Genomic DNA, 23,352 nt, shown 5'->3' with positions numbered 1-23,352 from the left:
ACCGGCCACCGGCCACCGGCCACCGGCCACCGGCCACCGGCCACCGGCCACCGGCCACCGGCCACCGGCCACCGGCCACCGGCCACCGGCCACCGGCCACCGGCGCTCGCGCCTCCGGCGTCTCTGCCCTCGGGTCCTTGTGCTCTCCGGCTCTCGGCCTACGGCGCTTGAGGCCCGCGGCTGAAGCGCTCTTCTGCGGGCCCGCGGCCCCGTGCGGCGGTCAGCGGCGGTCAGTGGCGTGACGCCTCGGCCCGGCGACGGGCAGCTGCTCGGTGCAGACCACGAACCAGGATGATCAGTCCGGCCAGCAGGGTGCCCCCGTACAGCCAGCCGACCTGCGTGGCCAGCGCCGTGACCAGCCCCGCCAGCCGCTCCCCGGCCCCGTCGCCGCCCTTGGCCACGGGCAGCAGCCCGACCGCGAACGCGATCGGCACGACCACCGGGGCGGCGAGCAGCTCGGCCCCGCGCACCCAGAGGCCGGTGAGCACGCACACCGGCAGGAACAGGACGCCGTACACCGTCAGCGAGGCCCCGAACAGCAGCTGGTCCAGGCATCCGAGCACGAACATCAGCGCCCCGCTGAACAGTCCCCCGCCCAAGCCGGTGAGCCGCGGGTTCGGCAGCCGCCGCCGGGTCTCCGGCCCGACCGGGGGCGCCGGAGCCATCGGAGCCGGCCGCCGCCCGGCGGGGGGTGTGGGCCTCGTCGCCGGACGCGGCGGTCTGCGCTTTCCCTCCCGGTCGGCCTGGGGCGGCAGAGGCTGCCCGCCGGACCGGGTGCCTTGGTTCGGGGTGCTTTGGTTCGGGGTGCCCTGGTTCGGGGCGCGCGTCCTGTGTTGCTCCACCGGACCAACCTAGGTCGGTTTATGTGCTGAATCGGGTGTCGGACACGCCGTGCGGCGATGCTTGGCCATCCGTTCGACAGGGCCGCCGGGCCGGGACCGGCCACGCCGTAAACTGGGGGACCGGTCAGCCCTCTGGCCCTGGCCCTCTCACTCCGGGAACGGGCCCTTTGGCCCTCTCACCACGGGAAGTCGCAACGTGTCGCTCACGATCGGAATCGTCGGTCTGCCGAATGTCGGCAAGTCGACCCTGTTCAACGCCCTGACCAAGAACGACGTGCTGGCGGCCAACTACCCGTTCGCCACGATCGAGCCGAACGTCGGCGTCGTCGGCGTCCCGGACGCCCGCCTGACCAAGCTGGCCGAGATCTTCGGCTCGCAGCGGATCCTCCCGGCGACCGTCGACTTCGTCGACATCGCGGGCATCGTGAAGGGCGCCTCCGAGGGTGAGGGCCTGGGCAACAAGTTCCTGGCGAACATCCGTGAGTCCGACGCGATCTGCCAGGTCATCCGTGCCTTCAAGGACGAGAACGTCGTCCACGTCGACGGCAAGGTCTCGCCCAAGGACGACATCGAGACGATCAACACCGAGCTGATCCTCGCCGACCTGCAGACCATCGAGAAGGTCCTGCCCCGCCTCCAGAAGGAGTCGCGGATCAAGAAGGACGTCGTGTCCAAGGTCGCGGCGGTCGAGGCGGCGAAGGAGATCCTGGAGAGGGGCGACACCCTCTTCTCCGCGGGCATCGTCCAGGGCTCCGGCAACGAGGAGCTCCTGCACGACCTGCATCTGCTCACCACCAAGCCGTTCCTCTACGTCTTCAACGTCGACGAGGACGAACTGGTGGACGAGGACTTCAAGGCCGAGCAGCGCACCCTGGTCGCCCCCGCGGAGGCGATCTTCCTCAACGCCAAGCTGGAGGCGGACCTCGCCGAGCTGGACGAGGACGACGCCATGGAGCTCCTGGAGTCGGTCGGCGCCGACGAGCCCGGCCTGGCCACCCTCGCCCGCGTCGGCTTCAACACCCTCGGCCTGCAGACGTACCTCACGGCCGGCCCCAAGGAGTCCCGCGCCTGGACGATCAAGAAGGGGGCCACCGCCCCCGAGGCCGCCGGCGTCATCCACACCGACTTCCAGAAGGGCTTCATCAAGGCGGAGGTCATCTCCTTCGCCGACCTGGTGGACACCGGCTCGGTCGCCGAGGCCCGCGCCAAGGGCAAGGCCCGCATGGAGGGCAAGGACTACGTGATGCAGGACGGCGACGTGGTGGAGTTCCGCTTCAACGTCTAACACGTGTGGCGAAAGGCCGTCTGACCTGCGGCGGAGCGGGTTGGGCGGCCTTTGCGGTCCGCGCAGAGTCCGCAGCGTGCTGGATGAGTCCGGCACGCGGGGGAGCGGTTACGCCGCTTCGTCGACCTGTGGCTGGGCATCGGCCGACTGGTCCGCGTACGCCTTGTCGACGGCGGCCCGGGTCCGCTCCTCGGAGTCGGGCCACAGATGGGTGTAAATGTTCAGCGTCATGGCCGCGTTGGTGTGGCCGAGGCGCTCGGAGACCGTCTTCACGGACTCGCCGTGCTTGATCAGCAGGCTGGCGTAGTGGTGCCGGAGGGCGTGGGGTCCGGTGCCCTTTGGTATGCCGGCCTTCGCGCAGGCGGGCCGCCAGGACCCGTCCATGAAGTGCGTGTAGACCACGGGTCCGCCCTGAGGCGCCGTGAAGATCCAGCCCTCGGGCCCATCGGCGGGGAAGTCCCGCAGGTGGGCCTTCATCGCATCCACCGCCATGCGGGGGAGCGGGACCGTGCGGTGCGAGCGGGCGGTCTTGGGCGGGCCGACGTACACGCCGTGCTTGGCGGTCTGCTGGATCTGCTGTTCGACCGAGACGGTCGCGTGCAGCAGATCTACGTGCCGGAGCTGGAGGCCGAAGAGCTCGCCGGGGCGGAGCCCTGTGGAAGCGCCCAGCAGGACCAGGCCCTTGTAGCGCCGGGGTATCTCCTCGGCCAGCGTCCGCACCTGCTCGACCGCGAGCGGTACCACCTTCTTCCGGGGCACTGAGGGCAGCTTCGCGTCGGTGCAGGGGTTGTGGGGGATCATGCGGTCGCGGACCGCCGCGCGAAAGACGGCGTTGACCGTGTTGAAGACGGTGCGGGACGTGCTCGCGGCGAGCTTGTGGGTGGTCGTCAGGCTGGTGATCCAGCTCTGTACGTCACCGGGCTTGATGGCGCCGAGTGCCCGCTTCTCCCAGGCCGGGTAGACGTAGCAGCGCAGGTGCTGGGCCACCGCCTTGGCCGTGGAAGGCCGGTGGGGCTGGATGGCTCGCCACTCCTCCGCGTACTCCTTGAAGGGCTTCTTCGCCGATCGCGGGTCGACATACTGACCGGTGACCAGGCTAGCCGTGACCTCGTCGATCCACCGTTGCGTCGACCTTGCGGTCGAAGTGGCGCGCGTGCTCCTTGCCGTCGAGGTCGCGGTAGCGAGCACGCCATTTGCCGTTGGGGCGCTTCTGACTGTTGGCCAAGTGGCCTCTCCTTCGTGTCGGTTGTCAGTAGTGGCCGCCGTCCTCAATGTCGCCGGCCGGGCCGACGTCGAGCACCGCCGCTTCCTCGCCATCGCAGCCTTCACCACCGCCGGCGTCGCTATGCCGCTCGGATACGACCACGAAGCCACCACCCGCATGCTCCGCGCCCGCACCGGCACGTCCCTGGTCGGCATGGAGGACGTGGAAGTCGTACGGCAGATCACCGCGGCCTTCAGTGCGGCCGACGAGCGCCTCGGCGGCGGGCACGGCCTGACCACCGTCACCGCGTACCTCGCCGACACAGCCGCCCCCATGCTGCGCGGACGCTTCCCCAGCGAAGCCTTACGTCGGGCCGCCTTCGGCGCCGTCGCCGAACTCGCCTACCTCGCAGGGTGGAAGCACCACGACCTCGGCCAGGAAGGCGCCACCCAGCGCTACTACCAGGTCGGCTTCAAGCTCGCCTGCGAAGCCGACCCCCATGGCCACGCCGCCTGGATGATGCGCGCCCTCGCCCACCAAGCCCTGAGCCTCAAACAGCCCCACCACTGCGTCGACCTCGTCGAAGGCGCCCTACGCACGGGTCTCGGCCACGTCGACGGCCAGACCGAGGCCCTCCTCCACATCACCCACGCCCGCGCCTACGCCGCCACCGACGAGAACCCGTCGGCCGCACGCGCCCTGCTCGCTGCCGAGGACGCACTCCTACGGGACGACGGCCCCCAGCCCAGCTACTCCCGCGTCAGCGGACCCGCCGCCGGCACTGTGGCAAGCCACACCGCCCGTACCCTGACCGACCTTGCCGACCACATCGGCACCGAACAGCAGCACCGCGACGCCCTCACCCGCTGGGACCCCGAGAAGTACAAGCGCGTCCACGCCCTCACCTACGCAGATCTCGGCGACAGCCTCGCCGCTCAGGCCCGCGCCGACGAGGCGGTTGCCGCCTGGACCCAGGCCCTGGTCCTCATGGCGGGCATGACCTCCGACCGGACCCGTAAGGCAATCACCTCAATCCGCTCCACGCTCGCGGTCTACCAGCGGCGCAGGGTGCCCGGTGCCGCCGATCTCGCCCGCCGCACCCGCGAGGCCCTCGCCTAACATGCCCAACAACCCGCCCGACGAAGGGAACACCGTGACCCAGCAGACCGACGACCAGCCCAAGGCCCTCAAGCCGGCGCTCGAATCGATGACCCTGCTGGTCGCGGCCGTCATCGTCCACGACAAGGCCACCAACCGCGTCGTCCTCCTCCAGCGCAGCGAGAACGCGAAGTTCGCTCAGGGACTGTGGGACCTCCCCGTCGGCAAGAGCGAGCCAGGCGAACCCATCACCGAAACTGCGGTGCGCGAGCTTTACGAGGAGACGGGCCTCACCGTGAAGCCCGAGTCCCTCAAGGTCGCCCACATCATCCACGGTGCCTGGGGCGTCGAAGCCCCCAACGGCTTCCTCACGGTCGTCTTCGCCGCCCACGACTGGACCGGCGAACCCGAAAACCGCGAACCCCGCAAGCACTCCCAGGTTCGCTGGGTCGACGCCGACGCCATCCCCCAAGCGTTCGTGGACACCACAGCCAGCGCTCTCCGTCAGTACTTGTCTGGCGGACACCTCGTTTCTCTTAGCGGATGGGTCTGAGCCTTAATCCCGGCACAGAAGATGGGCGGCTGGCGTGGAGAGGCTCACATGGGAGTGAACAACCCCTTCCAGTGCCAGGACAGGCGGCGCAGCAGCTCGTCGGTGGTGTCGTCCGGGTGGATCTCGTGGAGCAACTGAGCGAGCCGCAGTGCCTGAGCCACCTTCACCCCCGGTGGCAGACCGAGCGTGCGTATTACACCGGCCGCGCCCACGGCAAGTGATCTACCAGTGTCGGCGAGGAGGGCCCACTCGGCCATGAGCCGCATGGCACTAGTGAAATCAGCTTCGTGCGGCAGCTGGGAGATCGCCTTCTCCCAGCGGGCCCGGTACTGGTCGTGGATGCCATTGAGCTGCCGGTCATCGAGCCGTTCAAGCCCCAGATCGCCGGCAGCCTCCTGGAGGCTGCGCTGGTATCTCGGATAGTCCCGTCGCTCGAGAACCGAGCGCCACTGGTCGACAAGAGTGTCCCGATTGGCGCTCCGTTCCACCGACTTGGCGGTGTCGAAGACGAACTGAGTGTGCGCCTCATTCTGAGCGAGCAATCGTGCCAGACACTCGTGCCACTCGTCGGCAGCGTGCGGTACTGCCGATCCGCACGCTGCCTCGAACCACTCGACGCAGGTCTTCTCCGTCTTCTCGTCCTTGGGTCGACTTCGGTCGACGTGGTGGACGAGGAAGGTACGCAGCCGCCCCAGCACATGGACAAACTTCGCGTCGGGCACCGTGTGCCCCAGAGCCTTCGCCTGGGATTCCAGCCAGCCGTGGCTCACCGACCATGCTTCCTTGTACCACGCACTCGTCCAGACGGTCGTGGCGAAGAACGCAGTCTGTGGATGAGAGAAGTCCGGCGGCGGGAGGCTGACGTCCATGCCTGCTTGCCGTTCGAGGAGACGGCGGGTCAGCCGGTCCAGATCCATGTGCAACCGGGTCATCCGGTTCCAGGCGGCCTCCGGCGCAACGGCAGGTGGCGTCGTCACTGGACCCCCCTCGCCTCGTGGTGACGCTCCCCGGCGGGACCGAGAAGCGTGGGGCCGCGCCGTTCTCCGGGCTCCCGTGGGGGCTCGAGCCAGGGGCCACGCATGTTGAACACCACGTAGGCGTCGAACGTCCGGCCGACGATCGCCTGGTCCGCACCGAAATTGACCGGGTCGAAGGGAAACTCCCGCTGGTAGTCCTCGACCCAGCAGCGACCGCTCCGGGAGTCCGAGTCCACCCGCAGCACCCGGGCGCGGAACACTCTGGGCATGCCGTCCTCGGAACTCGCCACGTAGACGTTGATGACACGCCTGCGGTCGCGCTGTTCGAAGGACAGGCGGTCCAACTCCCGGAAGGCGTCCAGCGCGTGTTCGACCCTGCCCAGGTGGAACAAGGCCAGCGCCCGCATGAACATTACGCGTAGTGAGTTCACCACGTCGTGCATCGTCGCCAGTTCGGTGAGATCCAGGCATTCCTGCCAGGCCGCGCCGTCCAGAGGCAGAGTCTGGCGCTCGCCGGACATGAACCGCTCGCCCGTCCGTGCGAACCACAGCAGATCCACCGCGAGACGGATGCACCTCTCGTCCTGGAGCCGGTCCGGCCGCTCGCGGAGATGCTCCAGCGCCCGCCGGGCACTCTCCTGCTGGGGGTTCTTCTGCAGGAAGCCGCTCACCTTGAGGGCGTAGAAGAAGGCGGCCAGTGGCTCGTCGTACGCTTCGAGCTTCTTGAGCTGCTGTTCGGCCAGCACCGTGTCCCCGGCCAGGGTCGCGATCTCCTCGAACTTGCTGTGGTAGCGGGCCGCCTGGCGTGGGTCGAGCGTGTCCGGGTCGATCGCCGTCAGCATCGACAGACAGTTTCCGAGCAGGGTGGCGGAGGCTTCGTCGGACAGGACGCCAGCCTTGAGCGTGTTCAGGCACACCCAGCACAGGACGTCGACCGGGTAGTAGTTCGTCCCCTCACAGGACAGCGCGGACTGCACGCTTCGCTGAATGGCCTGTAGTTCGTCGGTGATGTACGCCTCGGAGGGCGGGGAAGAGGGCAGCCGGCCGTCCGAGTCCGAGTGCAGAAGTTCGTACAGCTGCGAGCCGCGCACACTGGCCTGCTCGACGTAGAGGTTGAGTCTGATCTGCGGTCTCAGGCCCACGTCCTCTGCCGAGCGGAGAACCTCGTCGACGGCTTCCTGAGCCGCCTCCAGAGCGGCCATGCGCATGTCGGGGTCGGTACCCTCCCGGCGCTGGTCCCGAACCGCCCACTCCCGGCGCAGATTGACTTCCTTGTGTGTGAGTCTGGCGTGGACCACCGGGTCGGCCACGCGCATGCACAGTTCCGCGACGGAGTCGGCGAATTCGAGGTAGTGCGCCCCGTAGAGGCGCTGGTCGCGGTCACTCTGCGGTCCGATGCGGGTCAGTAGTTCAAGGGCGAAGTCGATCTCGGGGCCGCCGCCCCGTGCCCGTGCGTCGGGGCGTACGAGTTCGAGGACCTCGGCGATCTGGGATGCCTCCCGCCCCTTTCCCGAGCCCCTTGCCTGCGTCAGCAGCCGGGCCTCCAGCTGGTTGCGGCCGCCGAGGGTATAGTTGCCAACTTCGTCCTCGTCCCAGCGGATGATGTCTATGCCGCTGAGCAGGTCGGGGAGGTTGCGTACACCGTCGCGGCCGATGGTCCGCAGGGCCAACTCGAGAGGCATGCGAAGACCGTGACTGTGAATCAGCAGAACTAGGCCCAGCAGCCGTTCGTAGGGGTCGTTCTCCGCGGAGGCCAGGGTGTCGCCGTTGTGGTCCAGAACCACCTCCAGACCGTGCAGCAGTCCGGCTCTTTCGAGTGCGTCCGCCATGGCGCTGTTCGCCCGGAAGTCCATACGGGTGCGCGCGGCCGTGTTGAGCAGATGTTCCGACCGGCGCAGCTCCAGGGCCAGCCCGCTGGACAGCGAGCCGTGCACCTCGGGCAGCAGCCGGTACAGTGCCGCGAGGAACGACCCGTCGCGCGATACGGCCTGCTCGTCACCGGGCTTGAGCCGGACGTCGAAATCCCCCAGGTAGCGCAGGAAGCGCTGCAGCTCCTTGCCAGCGAGTGTCGCGGGGGCCTGGATGAAGTCCCGCCCGGGTACGTAACGGGAGTTGGCTGGCGAGGACTTCCCAGAGGGCCGCTGTCTGCGCTTGTGGGGGCCGGCGAAGAGGTCCGCGTCCCAGTAGCAGCTGCCCACGACGACGACCTTCCGGCCGCGGCTGCGCAGATAGTCGAAGAGCCGTTGATACTCCTGCGGCTCGATCATGCCGTCCCAGACGATCAGAGTGTTACCGCCCGCCTGTTCCTCGGCCCAGAGACAGAAGTCGTCGAGTGCCTCGTACTCAGGTCGGGTCGAGCGCCTGGGGATGTGCAGTACGACGCGTCGTCCGCTGCGTGCGGTCTGGAAGGCCAGCCGGGCCAGCGCGACGCTCTTGCCCGTGCCGGACTGTCCGACGACCAGGAGCGGGCCCCTCTGCTCCCGGGCGCCGGCGGACTGCTCCACGAGGTCCGAAAGAGCCTGCTCGAAGGACCGCTCGAACGACAGCCCCCGGGCATGGGCCCACCACGCCGGGGAGCCGTCGCTCGTGCCGAGGAACTCCCGAAACTTCTGGTATCGGCGCTCGGACGATTCGGCGGGCGGATCGTCGAGCAGGTCGACGTCCATGGGACGGGCGTGCGGCAGGATGCGCTGCCACCGGCTCCGGTCCATCGTCAGGAGCCGGTCACCTATGCGCAGGGCCCGGGTGAGTGCCGTCGCCGGACGTTCCTCGCTCAGTCGGCCCGTACTGCGGGCCTCGACCACGACCGACGCGAAGGATTCCCGGTGCGGGACGAGAACCTGAAGATCGATGGCCTCCTGGATGTGGTCGTCCGCGACGATCTCGTCGGTGGCCGAGAACAGGTGCACCTGGCCCGGCACGGCGTCGCAGATCTGTGCGTACAGCGTTTCGGGGGTGAGCCAGTCGTCGAGACCCCAGCCCTCGATCACCAGAAGCCCTCTGGGGGTGAGAGCGTCGGACACCACACGGCCGAGCGCCTCGGCCGCGATCGCCCGGCGGCGGGTCAGCTCGGGTCTGGTCGCGGGAGGCTGGTCGTCGGCGGGCTGGTCCACTCCGCCGAAGAGCATGAGCGCCTGGACGTCGAAGGCATTGCGCGAGACCCGGGTCCGATCGCGCTGCGGGACGATCTGCTGAATGGTTCGCCACTCACGCTGCAGGCCCGCTCGCCACGCCGGGTCCACGGCTGAGGAGAGTACCCCATTCCAGGGGAACTCCAGAGTGGTCCGCACAGGGGGCGGTAGCACCAGCGCACGCCCGGCCTCGGTCAGCGCCTTGGCCGCAGCCTGACGCTGACCTGGGGCGAGACCGAGCACCGCTCGGTAAACACTCTGCTGAGGCTCATTGACCCCCAGAGCCCTGGCCAGTGGGCCAGCCAGGGGGTCGGAGCCGGTCTCGATCGACAGGTAGCGTTGGCCGAGCAGCAGGAAACACGGCCCACGGTCCAAGCGTTCGAGCAGAGCCTGATTTCCCACGTGCATGACGTCTCCAAGACTGTGCAGGTGTGCTGCTGGACGCAGTCGCAGCGTGCAGCGGTAATTCTGCCTCAGAGTAGGAAAGTTGAGGGGCAGACTCGAAGACCTCGATGGCGGTCAGCTGCCCGAAGCCGTCGAGGGAGGACAGTCCGTCGACAAGGGCGGGGATGGGGTCGGAGCCGATGCCGATCAGTTCTGCGCGGGCGTTGTACGACGGGCCGGTCGAGTCGTCGAGTTGCTGGATGAGTCTCTCGATGTGAGTGGTCATGGGTGATCGCGCCGCCAGAAGGTGGGCAGCCCCCAGCAGAGCACCGAGTGGTCGTCGGGCCACGGGGCGCGGTCCTCGGCTGCCCAGTCCTCGAAGGAGTCGCGTGTCAGGTCGATGGGGCGCCAGGCGGGGTCGAGCGGCTCGTCCTCGGCCGGCGGACGGACGTACCGCCGGCCGTGCTGGTCGCATGCGCCGAAGTCCTGATAGTTGCGCTTGGCCTCGATCAGGGAGACCTTGTTCGCCCCTCCGGCCATGGTCGGCCAGCGGAACTGGACCCCGTCGTCCTCCCAGAAGCAGATGGGGCAGATCTCGTACGAGCCGGGCATCGTGCCCAGCACGCGGTGCCCGCAGCACGGGCAGGGGTAGGGGGCGCTCACCTGCGCAGTCTCCTTGCAGGTCCCGCCAGCGTGCCATGGATTTCTCTGCCACGGCACCCCTGGCCAGTCCGCAGCCAGTCCGCAGGACACCCGTAAATGGCTGTCGGGAGCCAACGCGCGCCAACGATAAAATCCCAGGTCAGAGCCCCGGAGGGGGCTCCGCCGCAGGTCAGGATCGGTCCGCAGGCAATCCCGCTTCAACGTCTGAGCAGATCACGTAACACCACGTTGCTCAACGTGGCAAACATACAGTTCAGGAGGGGTCGGGCTCGCGAGAGGCCGGCCCCTTCGTCCATCCCGTGCTGGATCGGTGCTGGATCTTCTGACTCGACGTCAGGCGTAGTCAGGTGTGGTACACGGTGGAGCGATGCCCGATGTGCACGACCCACACCACCAGCTCGCCGTTGTCGATCGTGTAGATCACGCGGTAGTCGCCCACGCGTAGGCGGCGGCGGTCGGGTTGGGAGACGAGGGCGGTGGTGTTGAACCCCAGAGGGTCACTCTCCAGCTCGGTCAACTTGGCCAGGATGCGGAGGGCCATGTCTCGCGGGACCTTGCGGAGTTCGGCCTGAGCCTCGGGCCGGAAGACGGTGCGGTACTCACTCACTGCGCGCCAGCGTCTCCCTCATGATGTCCTCGATCGGGATGCCGGGTGCTGGGTCGGCCATGCGCTCGTCGATGATCCGGTTGATCTCGCGCTCTTCCCACTCCTGGTATTTCCGGAGCACGTCGATGGACACCACGGCAGCCACCTCCTTGCCTCGGCGCGTGATCACCGTGGGTACGTCGTCACGGTCGGCTCGTTCCACGACCTCGGCCAGGTGTGCCCGGACATCGCGGATGGACTCTACGGGCAGCGACTGCGTCATGTGCCCAAGCGTACCGGGTGTCTCATGTGTACACAAAGGCTCACCATCGCCCGGAGATGCCGGGTGAACCGCCACTGTGCTGGATCTGTGCTGGATGCGATCTTCAAAGAGTGTGTTTCCTCAGGTGACAGCTCTGCATTCGGCCTGCCGGTTCAACTTCTGACGCCTCGTCAAGGGACTGCGCCCGACCCGCTTGTCGGCGGGTCGGGCTGAGCATGTCGCCGCGGGGCGTCGACGCCCGTGACGAGGTGCAGTGGCAGATCTGGTCGGCGGGCAGTGGCACCGCCTCAGACCTTGATGCCTTGATGACTTCCGCGTCAGGGCCGCACGGGAGTGTCAGATCCCCGGAGTCGGACGTGAGGACGGTGACCGGTCGGAGTGCGTCGCGGGCGATGACGGCGAAGGCGGCGTCGAGGGGTGGTGAACGGCTCCTGCGGGTCCGACGGATTCGCGCCGACTTCTCCCGCATCCGGGAGATCGCCCGCAGAGGACCTCTGACCTGCGGAAGTACTGGTCAGGCGCCCTCCTCCGACGGGGCATCGGCATCTTGTCCGGACCCGGGCGGGCGTCCCGGCCGGGTACGGAGCGGGGGGTGGGAGGATGCGGGGACGGTGAGAGAAGGGCGGGGCGCGTGGGTCGTGGCGAGCGGGACACGGTCGCGAGGGGAGCGCGGCTGTACGAGGCGGCGCAGGCAGTGGCCGGTGACCACGGCAGGGCGGTCGAGGCGGTGCGGGCGGCGCTCGAGCCGATTCACTCCGCCGCGGTCACGCGGGAGCTCGACGCCATCCCCGTCGCCCGGCTGCAGGACGTCACCGAAGGACGCCTGCGGCTGGGGAGCGTCGAGAAGAGCGGCCTGGCCACGGTGGGCCGTGTTCTCGAAGCGGGCCCCTACCGGCTGCGGCAGATACCCGGCGTCGGGCAGCGCACCGTCGACCAGATCCTTGCCGCCGCCAACCGGCTGTCCGAAGCGGTGCACGAGACGGTGGCCGTCCACATCGACATGGACCGGCCGGAGCCGAGCACCACCGCGCTCGTCATGGCGCTGCACGTGCTGGTGGAAGCCGGGCCCGACGCCCGCCGCGCGGTGGACCGGGCCGCAGCCCTGTCGGAACGGCTCGCCCCGTTGCTGGCCGACGCCAGACCCGCCGCGGGGCGTTTCAGGATGCTCCTTGCCGGCCAGGAGAAGAAGGCCCGTGCGCTGGCGGCGGCCGCCGAGATCCGCTCACTGGTGGACGAGGCGGAGCAGGCCGGCCTGCCTGAACTGTTCGCACAGGCCTCGGTGGACCTACTGCGCGGTTCCTCGTCCGACGTCGCGGCCTGGGTGGACTTCGAACTCCGCTCCGCGGAGTACTACAGCCTGCTCGCCGAGATCTCCGGGCGGCTGCCGGACGCGGCGGCCGCCGAGGGGTTCCTGCCGGAGGAGATCGCCGAGCGGGTACGGACACAACAGCTCGACGACACGCACCGGCGGGTCTCCCTGCGCGGCTACCAGGCGTTCGGCGCGCGGTTCGTCCTCGCGCAGCGCAAGGTGATACTCGGCGACGAGATGGGTCTCGGGAAGACCATCCAGGCGATCGCCGTGCTGGCACACCTGGCCGCCGAGGGGCAGAGCCATTTCATGGTCGTCTGCCCGGCGAGCGTTCTCGTGAACTGGACCCGGGAGATCGAGGCCCGCAGTGCCCTTCGCGTCACGGTGCTCCACGGCCCCGACCGGCACCACGCGTTCGCCGACTGGAAGGGGCGGGGCGGGGTCGCGGTGACCACGTTCGACGCACTGCGCGGATTCCCGGCGCCGGGCGGCGGGGAGATCGGACTGCTCGTCGTCGACGAGGCGCACTCCGTGAAGAACCCGAAGACCAAGCGGTCGCAGACGGTCGCCCTGTGGACCGAGCGGTGTGAGCGCGGCCTCTTCATGACCGGGACCCCGATGGAGAACCGGGTCGTGGAGTTCCGCAACCTGGTCCAGATGCTCGACGCGGGGGTGGCGGACTCCCTCGGCGAGCGGGACGCCCTGGCGGGATCGGTCGCCTTCCGCAAGGCCGTCGCCCCGGTCTACCTGAGGCGCAACCAGGAAGACGTGCTGACGGAACTCCCGAGTCTTCAGCAGACCGACGAGTGGGAGGAGTTGAGCGCGTCGGACGAGGAGGCGTACCGCGAAGCCGTCCGCGCGGGCAACTTCATGGCGATGCGCAGGGCCGCGTACCTGCGCCCCGAGAAGTCGGCCAAGCTGGACCGGCTCCGCGAGATCGTTCAGGAGGCCGCCGAGAACGGGCAGAAGACGGTGGTCTTCTCCAACTTCAAGGACGTCCTGGGCGTGGTGAGGGCGGCGCTCGCCGCGGATCCCGCCGCCGGCGCCCCGGTGCTCGGTCCGCTCACCGGCAGCGTCCCGGCCGGACGGCGGCAGCAGATCGTCGACGACTTCGGCGGGATCCCGGGACCGGCGGTGCTCCTGGCCCAGATCCAGGCGGCCGGCGTCGGCCTGAACATGCAGGCCGCCTCCGTCGTCGTCATCTGTGAGCCGCAGATCAAGCCGACCATCGAACACCAGGCAGTGGCCCGGGCCCACCGCATGGGCCAGGTCAGGTCGGTTCACGTGCATCGTCTTCTCGCCACCGGGGGAGTGGACGAGCGCATGGTGAGGATGCTGGAGGAGAAGACCCGCCTGTTCGACGCCTACGCCCGCCGCAGCGCCGTCGCCGAGGCCACCCCGGACGCGATCGACGTCTCGGACACGGAGCTGGCCCGCCGGATCGTCGAGGAGGAGCAGGCGCGCCTGGGCATGACGGACGCGAGGCCCACGGCATCCGCGTAGACGCCGTCGGTCGCGCTGCGGGGACGCCCCCCGACCAGCCCTCCTTCGACAGCCCCCTTCACCCCCCTTCAGCCCCCTTCAGCCCCCTTCAGCCCCCGAGAGCCTCTCGGGAGCCCCTCGGGGGTCGTCATGGACGACGCGGATCCGGCCGCAGCCCGAACACGCCCCGGGCGGCGGTCTCGAACAGGGTCCGCTTCTCGGCGTCCGTGACGGGCAGCCGCTCGTGCACCTCGACCTCGTCGGCGGAGACCTGGAACGGGTAGTCCATGGCGTAGAGGACCCGGTCGGCGCCGACCACCTGGCGGGCGAACATGATCGCCGGTTCGCAGGCCATGCCGCTCGTGGTCAGCCAGATGTTGGTGCGCAGGTAGTGGCTCGGCGGCTGCTTCAGGGACGGACGCCAGGGGTAGCGTCCGGTCCTGTCCTGGACGTCGTGGAAGTGGTCGATCCGGGAGGCCCAGAACGGCAGCGCCTCGCCGAGATGGCCCACCACCAGACGCAGGTTCGGATGGCGGTCGAACACCCCCGAGAAGATGATCCGGATCAGGTGCATGCCGGTCTCCACCCCGAAGCCGAAGATCGCCCCGTCGAGGCCGGAGTCCAGCAGCGGGCCGATCAGCGGGTCGCTCGGGGTGTTGGGGTGCAGATACACCGGCACGTCGAGTTCCGCGGCGGTCGCCCAGAACTCCTCGAACTTCGGCGCGTCCAGGTACTCGCCCCGCGTGTGCGAGTTGACGATCACGCCTTTCAGCCCGAGCTCCCGGACTGCCCGGCGGAGCTCTCGCACGGAGAACCCGACGTCCTGCAGGGCGACGGCGGCGAGACCGCTGAACTGCGCCGGGTGCTGCCGGCACGCCTGCGCGATGTTCTCGTTGGTCAGGGCGGCGAGTTCCCGCGCCAGCGGAAGCTCGAACAGTTCCACGCCCGGAGTGACGAGCGAGAGCACCTGGTGATCGATCCCCAGGTCCGCCATGTCGGAGAGCCGGCGGTCGCCGAGGTCGGTGATCCGCGAGCGGAAGAGGTCGGTGTGCGCGGTCCGGTTGAGCAGGTAGTAGCTCCACAGGCTGCGGAACCCCGCGTCGCCTCCGTCGGTGTCGAGCAGCCGACGGTATTCGTCGATCACGGCTCGGGGCGCGTACGCCTCCTCCGTCGCGATCCGCAGGTGGCTGCCGTCCGAGGGCTGTGAGGGTGCCGAGGGCGAGGAACTGGACACGTCTCTCCTGTGTGGGTGAGGTCCGGGTGCTGGCATGTCACACGGTGTCCGGGCCGTGCCCGTGAGGGCGGCCGGTGACGAACGCTGTGCCTCTTGCTGCTGCCGCGTATCCAGCCACAGGCCCGGGTTCCGGCTGTTCGGGCACGCGCGGCTTTCTGGTCTGCGGAACGGCGGTGGAAGACCGGCGGGGGCTCTCCGGCGCGTGCCTAGGGTGCGGTCGCAGTCACCCGAAGGACGGAGACGATGAAATTCCCCGACGTTCCCACGTTCCGCGGCTTCCAGGCCCCCGGGCGCTTCGAAGCCGACATCCGCGACCTGGAGGTGGTGCAGGGCGAAGTCCCTGCCGATCTCGACGGCGCCTACTACCGCGTCGGGCCCGACCCGCAGTTCCCCCCGTTGCTCGGCGACGACATCTTCCTCAACGGCGACGGCATGGTCAGCGTGTTCCGCTTCGAGGACGGCCGGGTCGACTTCACGTGCCGGTGGGTCCGCACACCGAAGTTCCTGGCCGAGCGTGAGGCGGGACGCGCGCTGTTCGGGGCGTACCGCAACCCCTTCACGGACGATCCGAGGGTGCGCGGGCTCAGCCGCGGCACGGCGAACACCAACCTGTTGTGGCACGCGGGCCGCATGCTGGCGCTGAAGGAGGACAGTCACCCCGTCGAGATCGACCCGCTGACCCTGAGGACCATCGGCCCCTGGGACTACGAGGGCGCGCTGACGAGCGCCACGGCGACGGCGCACCCGAAGGTGGACGCCGACACCGGCACGCTGGTCTTCTTCGGCTACGCGGCCAAGGGGGAGACGACCGCGGACATCGCGTACTACGAGGCCGACGCGGACGGGAAGGTCGTCTTCGAACGGTGGCTGACCGCGCCCTACAGCAGCATGGTCCACGACTTCGCGGTGACCGAGAACCACGTGGTGTTTCCCGTCGTGCCGCTCGTCAGCGACCTCCAGCGGCTCAAGGACGGCCTGCCCCACTTCGCGTGGGACCCGTCGCAGCCGGTCTACCTGGGAGTGCTGCCGCGCCGGGATCCCACTGCGGACGTGCGGTGGTTCGTGGGGGATCCGCGCTTCGCCTCGCACACCATGAACGCCTTCGAGGAGGACGGCCGCATCCACATCGACATGTCGGTCGGCGACAGCGTCGTCTTCCCGTTCTTCCCCGAGATCAACGGAGCCCCGTTCGACCCCGAGGCCGCGACACCGTACATGTCCCGCTGGACGCTCGACCTGCGGCGCGCGACCGACGACTTCACCCAGACACGGCTGTCGGACGTGCCGGGAGAGTTCCCCCGCATCGACGAGCGACGCGCGACCCGTTCGTACCGGTACGGGTACATGAGCATGCAGAGCGGTGTCCCGGACCCCACCATGCCGGCGAGCGCCAGCGGCATGCGGTTCGATCTGATCGGCAGGGTGGACCTCGCCACCGGGACGACGGCCACCCACTACGTGGGCGACACGTCCGCCACCCAGGAACCGCTGTTCGTTCCGCGCCGGGGCGCCGCAGGCGAGGGCGAGGGCTACATCATGGCCCTGGTCAACCGGTATGCGGAGATGCGGTCGGACCTGCTGATCCTGGACGCGGAGAACGTGGACGGCGAGCCTCTCGCCACCGTCCGCCTGCCCCTCCGGCTGCGGAACGGCCTGCACGGAACCTGGCTGGACAGCGAGGACATCGCCCGCCCCCGCGCCGGCAGTGAGGAGTGACACCATGCCGTTGAGCACGCTGCGGGCGGTCCCGCTGGACGGGGCCCGCGACGCCGCCTTCCTGTCCCCGGCGCGCTGGCCCGTCGCACCGCACGACCGGCTCGGCGACCACGGATACGACGTGTTCGAGTACGCGGTCTCCGGCGTCGCCCGCCTGTACGCCGACGGAGCGGCCCGGCCTCCGGCGACCACCGGCACGGCCCACTGCACCACGCGGGTGCTGGTGGTGCGGCCGGTGACCGACGAGGCCTTCAGCGGTCGCGTGCACGTCGAGCTGCTCAATCCGTCGACGGGCCACGACTTCCCCATGTACTGGCCGGACCTGGCCGGCCACCTGATCCGACGTGGCGACGCCTACGTCGGCATGACGTGCAAGAACGTCACGGTCGAGGCGTTGCGCCGGATGGCGCCGGAGCGGTACGGCGACCTGTCGCTCCCGCACGACGGGGCCGTGTGGGACCTGCTCGGCTCCCTCGCGGCGACGCTGCGGTCACCGCACGGCGGCGGCCTCCTGCCCGGCCTGCGCGAGCCGGCCCGGATCCTGGCGACCGGCTGGTCGCAGTCCGGCTCGTTCCTGCGGACCTATCTCTCCGAGGGGCTGCACGAGCTGCACTGCGCCGAGAGGGGCCGCACGGTGGTGGACGCCTTCCTCATCGGGGTGTCCAGCGGCGGCTTCGGTCCGATGGGCTACGTCAACGTGGACCGGCACGGCGAGATGGACTTCGACGCCGATCTGCGGCCCGTGGGAGGGCGGCTCGAGCAGCTGCCGATGGACGACGCCCGCAGGACCGTACGCGGTTCGCGGGTCCCGGTCATGGAGCTGATGAGCGAGGACGAGGCGCTCCATCACCTGTGGCACCAGCGCCCCGACAGTGACGTCCCCGGCGACCTCTACCGCTGTTACCAGGTGCCGGGGCGCGGTCACGAGTCCGGACTGCTCGACGACTCGCTGCGTGCCGCCGATCACGCGCAGAGTCACGCGCACGGTCACGCAGACGGGAACCGAGCCGCCGCCCCCTCCGGTGACGCCGAGGCGCCCGAGGACGTCGAGGCGGCGGCCCCGCTGCGGCACGGGTCCTCCGTGTACCTCCTCGCGGCCGCCGTGGAGAACCTGCTGCGCTGGGCGGACGGTGTGGCGGCGCCCCGGATCGATCCGATCGCCGTCATGGCCCGCCCCGGCAGCCGGCTCGACCCGGACGGGCTCGACCACGCCGGGACATACGCGCTGAGGGACGCGGACGGGTATGCCCTGGGCGGCATGCGCCATCTGGAGGCCGACCTGCCCGTCGCCCGTTCCCTGCGCGCGTCCGACGGGCCGACGACCATCGGGACCTGGCACCGCGAGCCCTTCGGACCGGCGGAACTGGCACGGCGCTACACCAGCCCGCAGCGGCTGCGGCGGCTGGCCGGCGAGCGGGCACGGCTGCTGGCCGACCGGGGCTGCTACCTGCCCGAGGACGTCGCCGACGCGGTGGAGGACTTCTGCCGCTGCGCCGGGCGCTTCTGACAGGCGCCGGGAAGCGGGCTGCCGAAGCTCAGCACCGTGGGGCCGGCGGGTCCGTCCGACCGGACCCGCCGTCCCACTGGGCGAGCTCGAGAGAGATCTTGTGGACGGCAGCCTGGAGGGCGTCCACGACGTGGTGCTCCTGCCTGTTGGGGAACCGGGTGTCGGACCAGGCGACCGACAGGGACATGGGTCCCGTGCCCGGCGGCAGATGCAGCGCGACGCCGATGGCGGTGACGTTCTCGTGGGCTTCCCGGCTGCGGGCGTATCCCCGCGACCGGACGTCCGCCAGCTCGGCCTGGAGCTGGGCCAGCGTCCGGACCCGTGCGTAGCGGGTGACCGGCAGGCCGTCCGGGAAGAGCGACTCGATCTGGGAACGGCTCAGCTTCGCGAGCATGGCCTTGCCGCCGGCGAGGGTGTGCGCGGGCAACAGCCAGCCCACCCGTGAGGTCGCGATCCGGGTCTCGTCGCGCCACTCGACTCCCGTCACGAAACGCGCGCCGTTGCCTTCCAGCGCCAGCAGATGAGCGGTGCCCCGCAGGTCGTCCCGGATGCGCTGCAGGTGGGGCAGTGCGACGGACGCGACGTCGGGCGCCCGCTCGGCGGTCTCGGCCAGCGACACCAGGGCGGGCCCCCGCACGTAGACCCGCCGCTCGCCCTGTTCCACGAAGCGGTGGTGGAGCAGCATCTGCAGCAGCCGGTGGGCGGTCGAGGGGGCCACGCCCAGGAGGTCGGCCGCCTCCGACACGGTCAGCTGGGGGCGCTCGATGAACGCGGTCAGCAGAGTGAGCGCGCGCCCCACCGAGGCTATGTGGTACGCGGGCAGTTCACCGCCGTCCGGCCCTGCCTGCCCTCCGGCACTCGCATGCTGGACGGTCACGGTCACCTCCGAGCTGTTCGCGCCGCTGGTCAAGGCTACGTCGCCTCCCCTCTCGCCGTTTCACCCCGGGGTCCGTCGCGGAGGCCCCGCCTGCCGGCGACGCCCGGCGCCGTCCCCCGGCACTCGCCTCGACGGCGGGGGAGGCGTCCCCGCTCGCCGCACCGGGCACAGCCCCGAGCACGTCCGGTGCGGTGGCCTTCGGCCGGTACGGCGGGCGGGCGGGCCGGACGCCGCTTCCTCAGGGGCGGGCGTCGCCCGGCGCGTCCTGGTCACGCCGGATGAGGCCGGTGCCGGTCCGGTGCGGCTGCGTCCCGGCCACGGCGAGGCGTTCCTGCATCTCGTCGTGGCCCGGGTCCGCGTCCGGCAGCACGACACGGAACCACATGTCCTTGAACTTCCACCGGCCGTCCACCCGCTCGTAATGGCACTTGTATCTGCCCTCGAGCCAGGGACCCCACACGCGCATCAGGCCGCCGGTGGTGCGGAACTCGCAGATGTGACGGTGCCAGGTCCACTCGCCGTACGCCTGGACCGCGCCCGCGGCGAGCTCGATGACCGGTGACGACAGGACGTAGCCGTCCGCGCTCTTCACCAGGCTGTGCAGCTCATCGAAGACCTCCTCGACCAGCTGCTTCTTTCCCTCGGTGCGTCCGTGCCAGCGGATGTCCGTGACCGCGTCCTCGGTGAAGAAGTCGGCCATGCCCTCCCAGTCCCGGTCCGCCAGCTTGCGGATGTAGCGCCGGTGCAGGCTCTTGATCTCCTCGATGTCCTCCAGCCGCTGGATCCGGCTCTCCAGGAGGGCGTTGCGGCGGACCATCGCCTCCAGGGCCGTGCTGTCGGACTGCTGGTGCGGGTCGGTGTGGGACATGTGCCTCTCCTGCTCTCTTCGGTCTCTCCTGGTCCCCGGCGACGGGTGACCGTCCGGGGGGGCGGGTTCGCCGACGGGGTGACGGCCGGGTGCGGTCCGGCCCGGGGGCCTCACCGGACGGGCGGCCCGGGGAAGGCCGACGTGTCGGGCCGGTGGCTCAGCGCCTGCAGCTCGCTGCACTCGTCGATCGCCCACATCCCATGGTTGCGGCCCAGGCCACTGTGCTTCATCCCGCCGAAGGGCATCGTCATGTCAGAGCTGCCGACGCGGTGGGAGTTGACGAAGACCGAACCCGCGGCGATACCGCGGCCCACGGCCAGGGCGTGCTCGGTGTCCTCGCTCCACACGGAGGCCGCGAGGCCGTACTCGGTGTCGTTGGCCATCCGCACCGCGTCCTCGACGTCGTCGAACGGGACGACCGGCACGGTCGGCCCGAACTGCTCGCGGGAGACGAGGGCCGAGTCGTGGGGCAGGCCGGTGACGACGCTCGGGAGCATGAAGTAGCCCTGGTCCCAGTCGGCGTCGTCCGCGGCGCGTCCGAGTACGTCGACCCGGGCGCCGGCCCCACGGGTGGCCTCCAGGAGAGCGGTCACCGACGCGAGCTGCCGCTCGTTGTTCAGCGGCCCGATCGTGCTCGCCGGGTCGAGACCGTCGCCGACGACGATCTCGTCGACGGCCTGCCGGAACGCGTCGACGAACTCGTCGTACACACCGCGCTGGACGTACAGCCGCTTGATGTTGAAGCACACCTGGCCCGCGCACGTGTACACCGAGCGGCGGATCTCCCGGATCAGCCGGTCGTCCACCGCGGCGGTGTCCAGGACGATCGCGGGGTCGTTGCCGCCGAGCTCGAGGCTCACGCTCGTGATGTTCCGGGCGGCGCCGCGCAGCACGGCACGGCCGCTCTCCGTACCGCCGGTGAACAGGACCTTGCGGACGCCGGGGTGGGAGACCAGGGCGGCTCCGGCCTCGCTGCCGAGGCCGGGCACCACGTTCACGACGCCGTCCGGGAGCGTCGAGGCGAGCAGCCGAAGGGTCTCGGTCAGCGCGAGCGGGGCGAACTCGGACGGCTTGACGATCACCGGGTTGCCGGCCGCCAGGGCCGGGGCCAGCGCCATCATGCACAGGTAGACGGGGTAGTTCCAGGGGACGATCACCACCGTGGGGCCCATGGGCAGTCGCCGGATCACCGTGGTGCCGCGTGCGTCGCGCACGACGGTCTCCTCGTCCACGGCCGGTGCGACGCCGGCGTAGTAGCGCAGCAACGCGGGCGCCCCGCCGACGTCGAGCCGCGACTCCCACAGCACCTTGCCCTGCTCGCGGGTGAGGAGCTCGGCCCGGGACGCCATGTCCTGCTCCAGCGTGTCGGCGGCGGCGTGCAGGAGCCGTCCGCGCTCCGCTCCGCTCAGGGGGCCCCAGACGGCCGCCGCGGCCTGGGCGTTGCGGACGACCTCGTCGACGATCCGTGAGCCGGCCAGCGCGTACGTCCCGACGATCTCGCCGGTCCGCGCCGGGTTCACGACCGGGGCCGTCTCGGCCGTGTACTTCCGGCCGGCGCTGACGACCTGAGCCGTCCATGTCGTATCTGCCGCACTGTGCACCGCTGCCTCCGAAGCGATCGGCGTTGGGAACCGGCGTCAGTCAACGGTGGTGAGGCGGCGCCCGGCGCCGGCCGGGGCACGGATTTCTGCCGGGCAGAACTTCCCGGGCACATCCTCCGCAGCCGTCCGGCCACCGGCACAGGATGCCTCCCGTACGACTCGCCCGGTCCAACCGCTCCCCCGGGGGGGCGGTTTCCCCGCAAGGAGCAGGCATGGCATCACTACTCGACGACGGACAGTGGTCGACGCGCATCCGACTGGACACCTGGTGCGAGGGCGGCGGAGGCAGGGCCGACGTCGTCGAGCCCGCCACGGGACAGAGCCTCGGCACCGTGGGTCTCGCCGCGCCGCAGGACGTGCACCGTGCCGCGGAGATCGCCGCGGCGGCACAGCGGGACTGGGCGGCGACGCCGCCGGAGGAGCGGGCCGCGCTCCTGCGCCGGGCCGGAGACCTGTGGAACAAGCACGCCGCCGAGGTGGCCGGGTGGCTGGTCCGTGAGGCGGGCTCGGTACGGCTCAAGGCCGACCTCGAAGTGCACACGGCGGCGCAGGAGTGCTACGAGGCGGCGGCCCTGCCCACGCATCCCGCGGGGGAGGTGCTGGCCTCCGCGGCCGGCCGGTGGAGCCTCGCCCGACGCCGGCCCGCGGGTGTCGTGTCCGTGATCTCCCCCTTCAACTTTCCCCTCGTCCTCTCGATCCGCTCGGTCGCGCCCGCCCTCGCGCTGGGCAACGCCGTGCTGCTCAAGCCCGATCCCCGCACCGCCGTCTGCGGCGGAGCGGTCCTCGCCCGGATCTTCGAGGAGGCGGGCCTCCCGGCGGGCGTGCTCCAGGTCCTGCCGGGCGGCGCCGACGTCGGCGAGGCGGCGGTGACCGCCGCGCCGGTACGCGTGGTCTCCTTCACCGGATCCACCGCGGCCGGACGGCGGGTGGGCGCGCTGGGCGCCCAGCACCTGAAGAGGACCCACCTCGAATTGGGCGGGAACAGCGCGCTGATCGTGCTCCCGGGCGCGGACGTGGAGCGGGCGGCCTCGGCGGGAGCGTTCGGCTCGTTCCTGCACCAGGGGCAGATCTGCATGACCACCGGACGGCACCTCGTCCACGAGTCGTTGTACGAGCAGTACCTCGCGCTGCTGGCCGACAAGGCGTCGCGGCTGCCGGTGGGAGATCCCCACACCTCGGAGGTGGCCCTCGGCCCCCTCATCGACGCGGAACAGCGCACCCGCGTGCACGAGGTGGTGCAGGACAGCGTCTGCGCCGGGGCCGAACTTCTCACCGGCGGACAGTACGACGGCCTGTTCTACCGCCCGACCGTGCTGGCGGACGTCCAGGACGGGCACCGTGCCTGGTCGGAGGAGATCTTCGGACCGGTGGCGCCGGTGCGTTCCGTCTCGGACGTCGACGAGGCCGTCGCCGCTGCCGCCGCGACGGAGTACGGACTGTCGCTGGGGATCCTCGGCGAGACCGGGGCGGCGATGCGGGTGGCGGACGCGGTGCCCAGCGGCATCGTCCACATCAACGAGCAGACGGTCGCGGACGAGGCCCACGCGCCCTTCGGCGGCGTCGCGTCCTCGGGGACCGGCGCCCGGTTCGGAGGCGCCGCCGCCAACATCGAGGCGTTCACGGAGACGCAGTGGCTCACCGCACGGGCCGACATAGCCCCCTACCCGTTCTGAGACACCCCTCGCGGCACGTCCGGCACCTCCGTCACATTCGGCATATCCGGCACATCCGACACGGGGACTCCCCCCGACG

General features: G+C 70.3%; 18 protein-coding genes. 7 read left to right on the top strand and 11 right to left on the bottom strand.

Features of this window, described 5'->3' with window-relative positions; translation table 11 throughout:
* Positions 1-230 precede the first annotated feature (230 nt).
* A complete protein-coding gene (locus tag IE239_RS31580) occupies positions 231-842 on the bottom strand; it encodes a DUF6542 domain-containing protein (protein WP_373308175.1) in 612 nt (203 codons plus the stop codon).
* A gap of 196 nt (positions 843-1,038) precedes the next feature.
* Here IE239_RS31580 and ychF point away from each other — a divergent pair, with 196 nt between their 5' ends.
* Entirely contained in the window at positions 1,039-2,127 is a 1,089-nt protein-coding gene (gene ychF / locus IE239_RS31575) for a redox-regulated ATPase YchF (RefSeq protein ID WP_190152859.1), read from the top strand.
* Positions 2,128-2,235: 108 nt separating this feature from the next.
* Here the strand turns inward: ychF and IE239_RS31570 are convergent, their stop codons facing one another.
* Entirely contained in the window at positions 2,236-3,315 is a 1,080-nt protein-coding gene (locus IE239_RS31570; protein WP_229878428.1) for a tyrosine-type recombinase/integrase, read from the bottom strand.
* Between the two features lie 37 nt (positions 3,316-3,352).
* Between IE239_RS31570 and IE239_RS31565 the strand changes: the two genes are divergently transcribed.
* Together IE239_RS31565 and IE239_RS31560 are read left to right on the top strand one after the other, a co-directional pair.
* Entirely contained in the window at positions 3,353-4,450 is a 1,098-nt protein-coding gene (locus IE239_RS31565; protein ID WP_491591154.1) for an NsdA family TPR-like regulatory protein, read from the top strand.
* Position 4,451: 1 nt separating this feature from the next.
* Complete coding sequence (locus IE239_RS31560; RefSeq protein ID WP_190152858.1) at positions 4,452-4,982, top strand: NUDIX domain-containing protein; 531 nt, start codon at positions 4,452-4,454, stop codon at positions 4,980-4,982.
* Between the two features lie 44 nt (positions 4,983-5,026).
* Here IE239_RS31560 and IE239_RS31555 read toward each other — a convergent pair whose 3' ends face one another.
* From IE239_RS31555 to IE239_RS31535, 5 genes are all read right to left on the bottom strand, one after another.
* The gene (locus IE239_RS31555) at positions 5,027-5,959 is read right to left on the bottom strand and encodes a hypothetical protein (RefSeq protein WP_190152857.1); all 933 of its coding nucleotides are present in this window, start codon (positions 5,957-5,959) and stop codon (positions 5,027-5,029) included.
* Positions 5,956-9,201, bottom strand: a complete 3,246-nt coding sequence (locus IE239_RS31550; protein ID WP_190152856.1) for a P-loop NTPase — start codon at positions 9,199-9,201, stop codon at positions 5,956-5,958. The genes IE239_RS31555 and IE239_RS31550 overlap by 4 nt, the downstream gene beginning before the upstream one ends.
* Before the next feature lie 555 nt (positions 9,202-9,756).
* Positions 9,757-10,137 (bottom strand): CPCC family cysteine-rich protein, encoded by a 381-nt coding sequence (locus tag IE239_RS31545; protein WP_190152855.1) that lies wholly within the window; start codon positions 10,135-10,137, stop codon positions 9,757-9,759.
* Between the two features lie 343 nt (positions 10,138-10,480).
* A complete protein-coding gene (locus IE239_RS31540; RefSeq protein ID WP_190152854.1) occupies positions 10,481-10,744 on the bottom strand; it encodes a type II toxin-antitoxin system RelE family toxin in 264 nt (87 codons plus the stop codon).
* Entirely contained in the window at positions 10,737-11,006 is a 270-nt protein-coding gene (locus IE239_RS31535) for a type II toxin-antitoxin system Phd/YefM family antitoxin (protein WP_190152853.1), read from the bottom strand. The genes IE239_RS31540 and IE239_RS31535 overlap by 8 nt, the downstream gene beginning before the upstream one ends.
* A gap of 631 nt (positions 11,007-11,637) precedes the next feature.
* On the opposite strand from IE239_RS31535, the gene IE239_RS31530 reads away from it, so the two are divergent.
* Positions 11,638-13,818, top strand: a complete 2,181-nt coding sequence (locus IE239_RS31530) for a DEAD/DEAH box helicase (RefSeq protein ID WP_190152852.1) — start codon at positions 11,638-11,640, stop codon at positions 13,816-13,818.
* Between the two features lie 127 nt (positions 13,819-13,945).
* On the opposite strand, the gene IE239_RS31525 is transcribed toward IE239_RS31530, so the two are convergent.
* The gene (locus IE239_RS31525) at positions 13,946-15,031 is read right to left on the bottom strand and encodes an amidohydrolase family protein (RefSeq protein WP_229878427.1); all 1,086 of its coding nucleotides are present in this window, start codon (positions 15,029-15,031) and stop codon (positions 13,946-13,948) included.
* 243 nt (positions 15,032-15,274) lie between these two features.
* On the opposite strand from IE239_RS31525, the gene IE239_RS31520 reads away from it, so the two are divergent.
* Together IE239_RS31520 and IE239_RS31515 are read left to right on the top strand one after the other, a co-directional pair.
* Complete coding sequence (locus IE239_RS31520; RefSeq protein ID WP_190152850.1) at positions 15,275-16,747, top strand: carotenoid oxygenase family protein; 1,473 nt, start codon at positions 15,275-15,277, stop codon at positions 16,745-16,747.
* Between the two features lie 4 nt (positions 16,748-16,751).
* Entirely contained in the window at positions 16,752-18,254 is a 1,503-nt protein-coding gene (locus IE239_RS31515) for an alpha/beta hydrolase domain-containing protein (RefSeq protein WP_190152849.1), read from the top strand.
* Positions 18,255-18,282: 28 nt separating this feature from the next.
* Here the strand turns inward: IE239_RS31515 and IE239_RS31510 are convergent, their stop codons facing one another.
* From IE239_RS31510 to IE239_RS31500, 3 genes are all read right to left on the bottom strand, one after another.
* The gene (locus IE239_RS31510; RefSeq protein WP_190152848.1) at positions 18,283-19,131 is read right to left on the bottom strand and encodes an IclR family transcriptional regulator; all 849 of its coding nucleotides are present in this window, start codon (positions 19,129-19,131) and stop codon (positions 18,283-18,285) included.
* 238 nt (positions 19,132-19,369) lie between these two features.
* Complete coding sequence (locus tag IE239_RS31505; RefSeq protein WP_190152847.1) at positions 19,370-19,999, bottom strand: nuclear transport factor 2 family protein; 630 nt, start codon at positions 19,997-19,999, stop codon at positions 19,370-19,372.
* Positions 20,000-20,109: 110 nt separating this feature from the next.
* Entirely contained in the window at positions 20,110-21,600 is a 1,491-nt protein-coding gene (locus tag IE239_RS31500; RefSeq protein WP_190152846.1) for an aldehyde dehydrogenase family protein, read from the bottom strand.
* A gap of 212 nt (positions 21,601-21,812) precedes the next feature.
* On the opposite strand from IE239_RS31500, the gene IE239_RS31495 reads away from it, so the two are divergent.
* Entirely contained in the window at positions 21,813-23,273 is a 1,461-nt protein-coding gene (locus tag IE239_RS31495) for a benzaldehyde dehydrogenase (RefSeq protein WP_190152845.1), read from the top strand.
* Positions 23,274-23,352 lie beyond the last annotated feature (79 nt).

This window comes from Streptomyces humidus (assembly GCF_014649655.1).
Lineage (GTDB): Bacteria > Actinomycetota > Actinomycetes > Streptomycetales > Streptomycetaceae > Streptomyces > Streptomyces humidus.
Note: the sequence above shows the minus strand (reverse complement) of the source record. Positions and strands in the feature narration are given on the sequence as shown.

Coding starts and splice junctions, on each gene's coding strand:
- IE239_RS31560 (WP_190152858.1), top strand. CDS start 4,452: ATGCCCAACAACCCGCCCGACGAAGGGAACACCGTGACCCAGCAGACC.
- IE239_RS31535 (WP_190152853.1), bottom strand. CDS start 11,006: ATGACGCAGTCGCTGCCCGTAGAGTCCATCCGCGATGTCCGGGCACAC.
- IE239_RS31520 (WP_190152850.1), top strand. CDS start 15,275: ATGAAATTCCCCGACGTTCCCACGTTCCGCGGCTTCCAGGCCCCCGGG.
- IE239_RS31515 (WP_190152849.1), top strand. CDS start 16,752: ATGCCGTTGAGCACGCTGCGGGCGGTCCCGCTGGACGGGGCCCGCGAC.
- IE239_RS31505 (WP_190152847.1), bottom strand. CDS start 19,999: ATGTCCCACACCGACCCGCACCAGCAGTCCGACAGCACGGCCCTGGAG.
- IE239_RS31495 (WP_190152845.1), top strand. CDS start 21,813: ATGGCATCACTACTCGACGACGGACAGTGGTCGACGCGCATCCGACTG.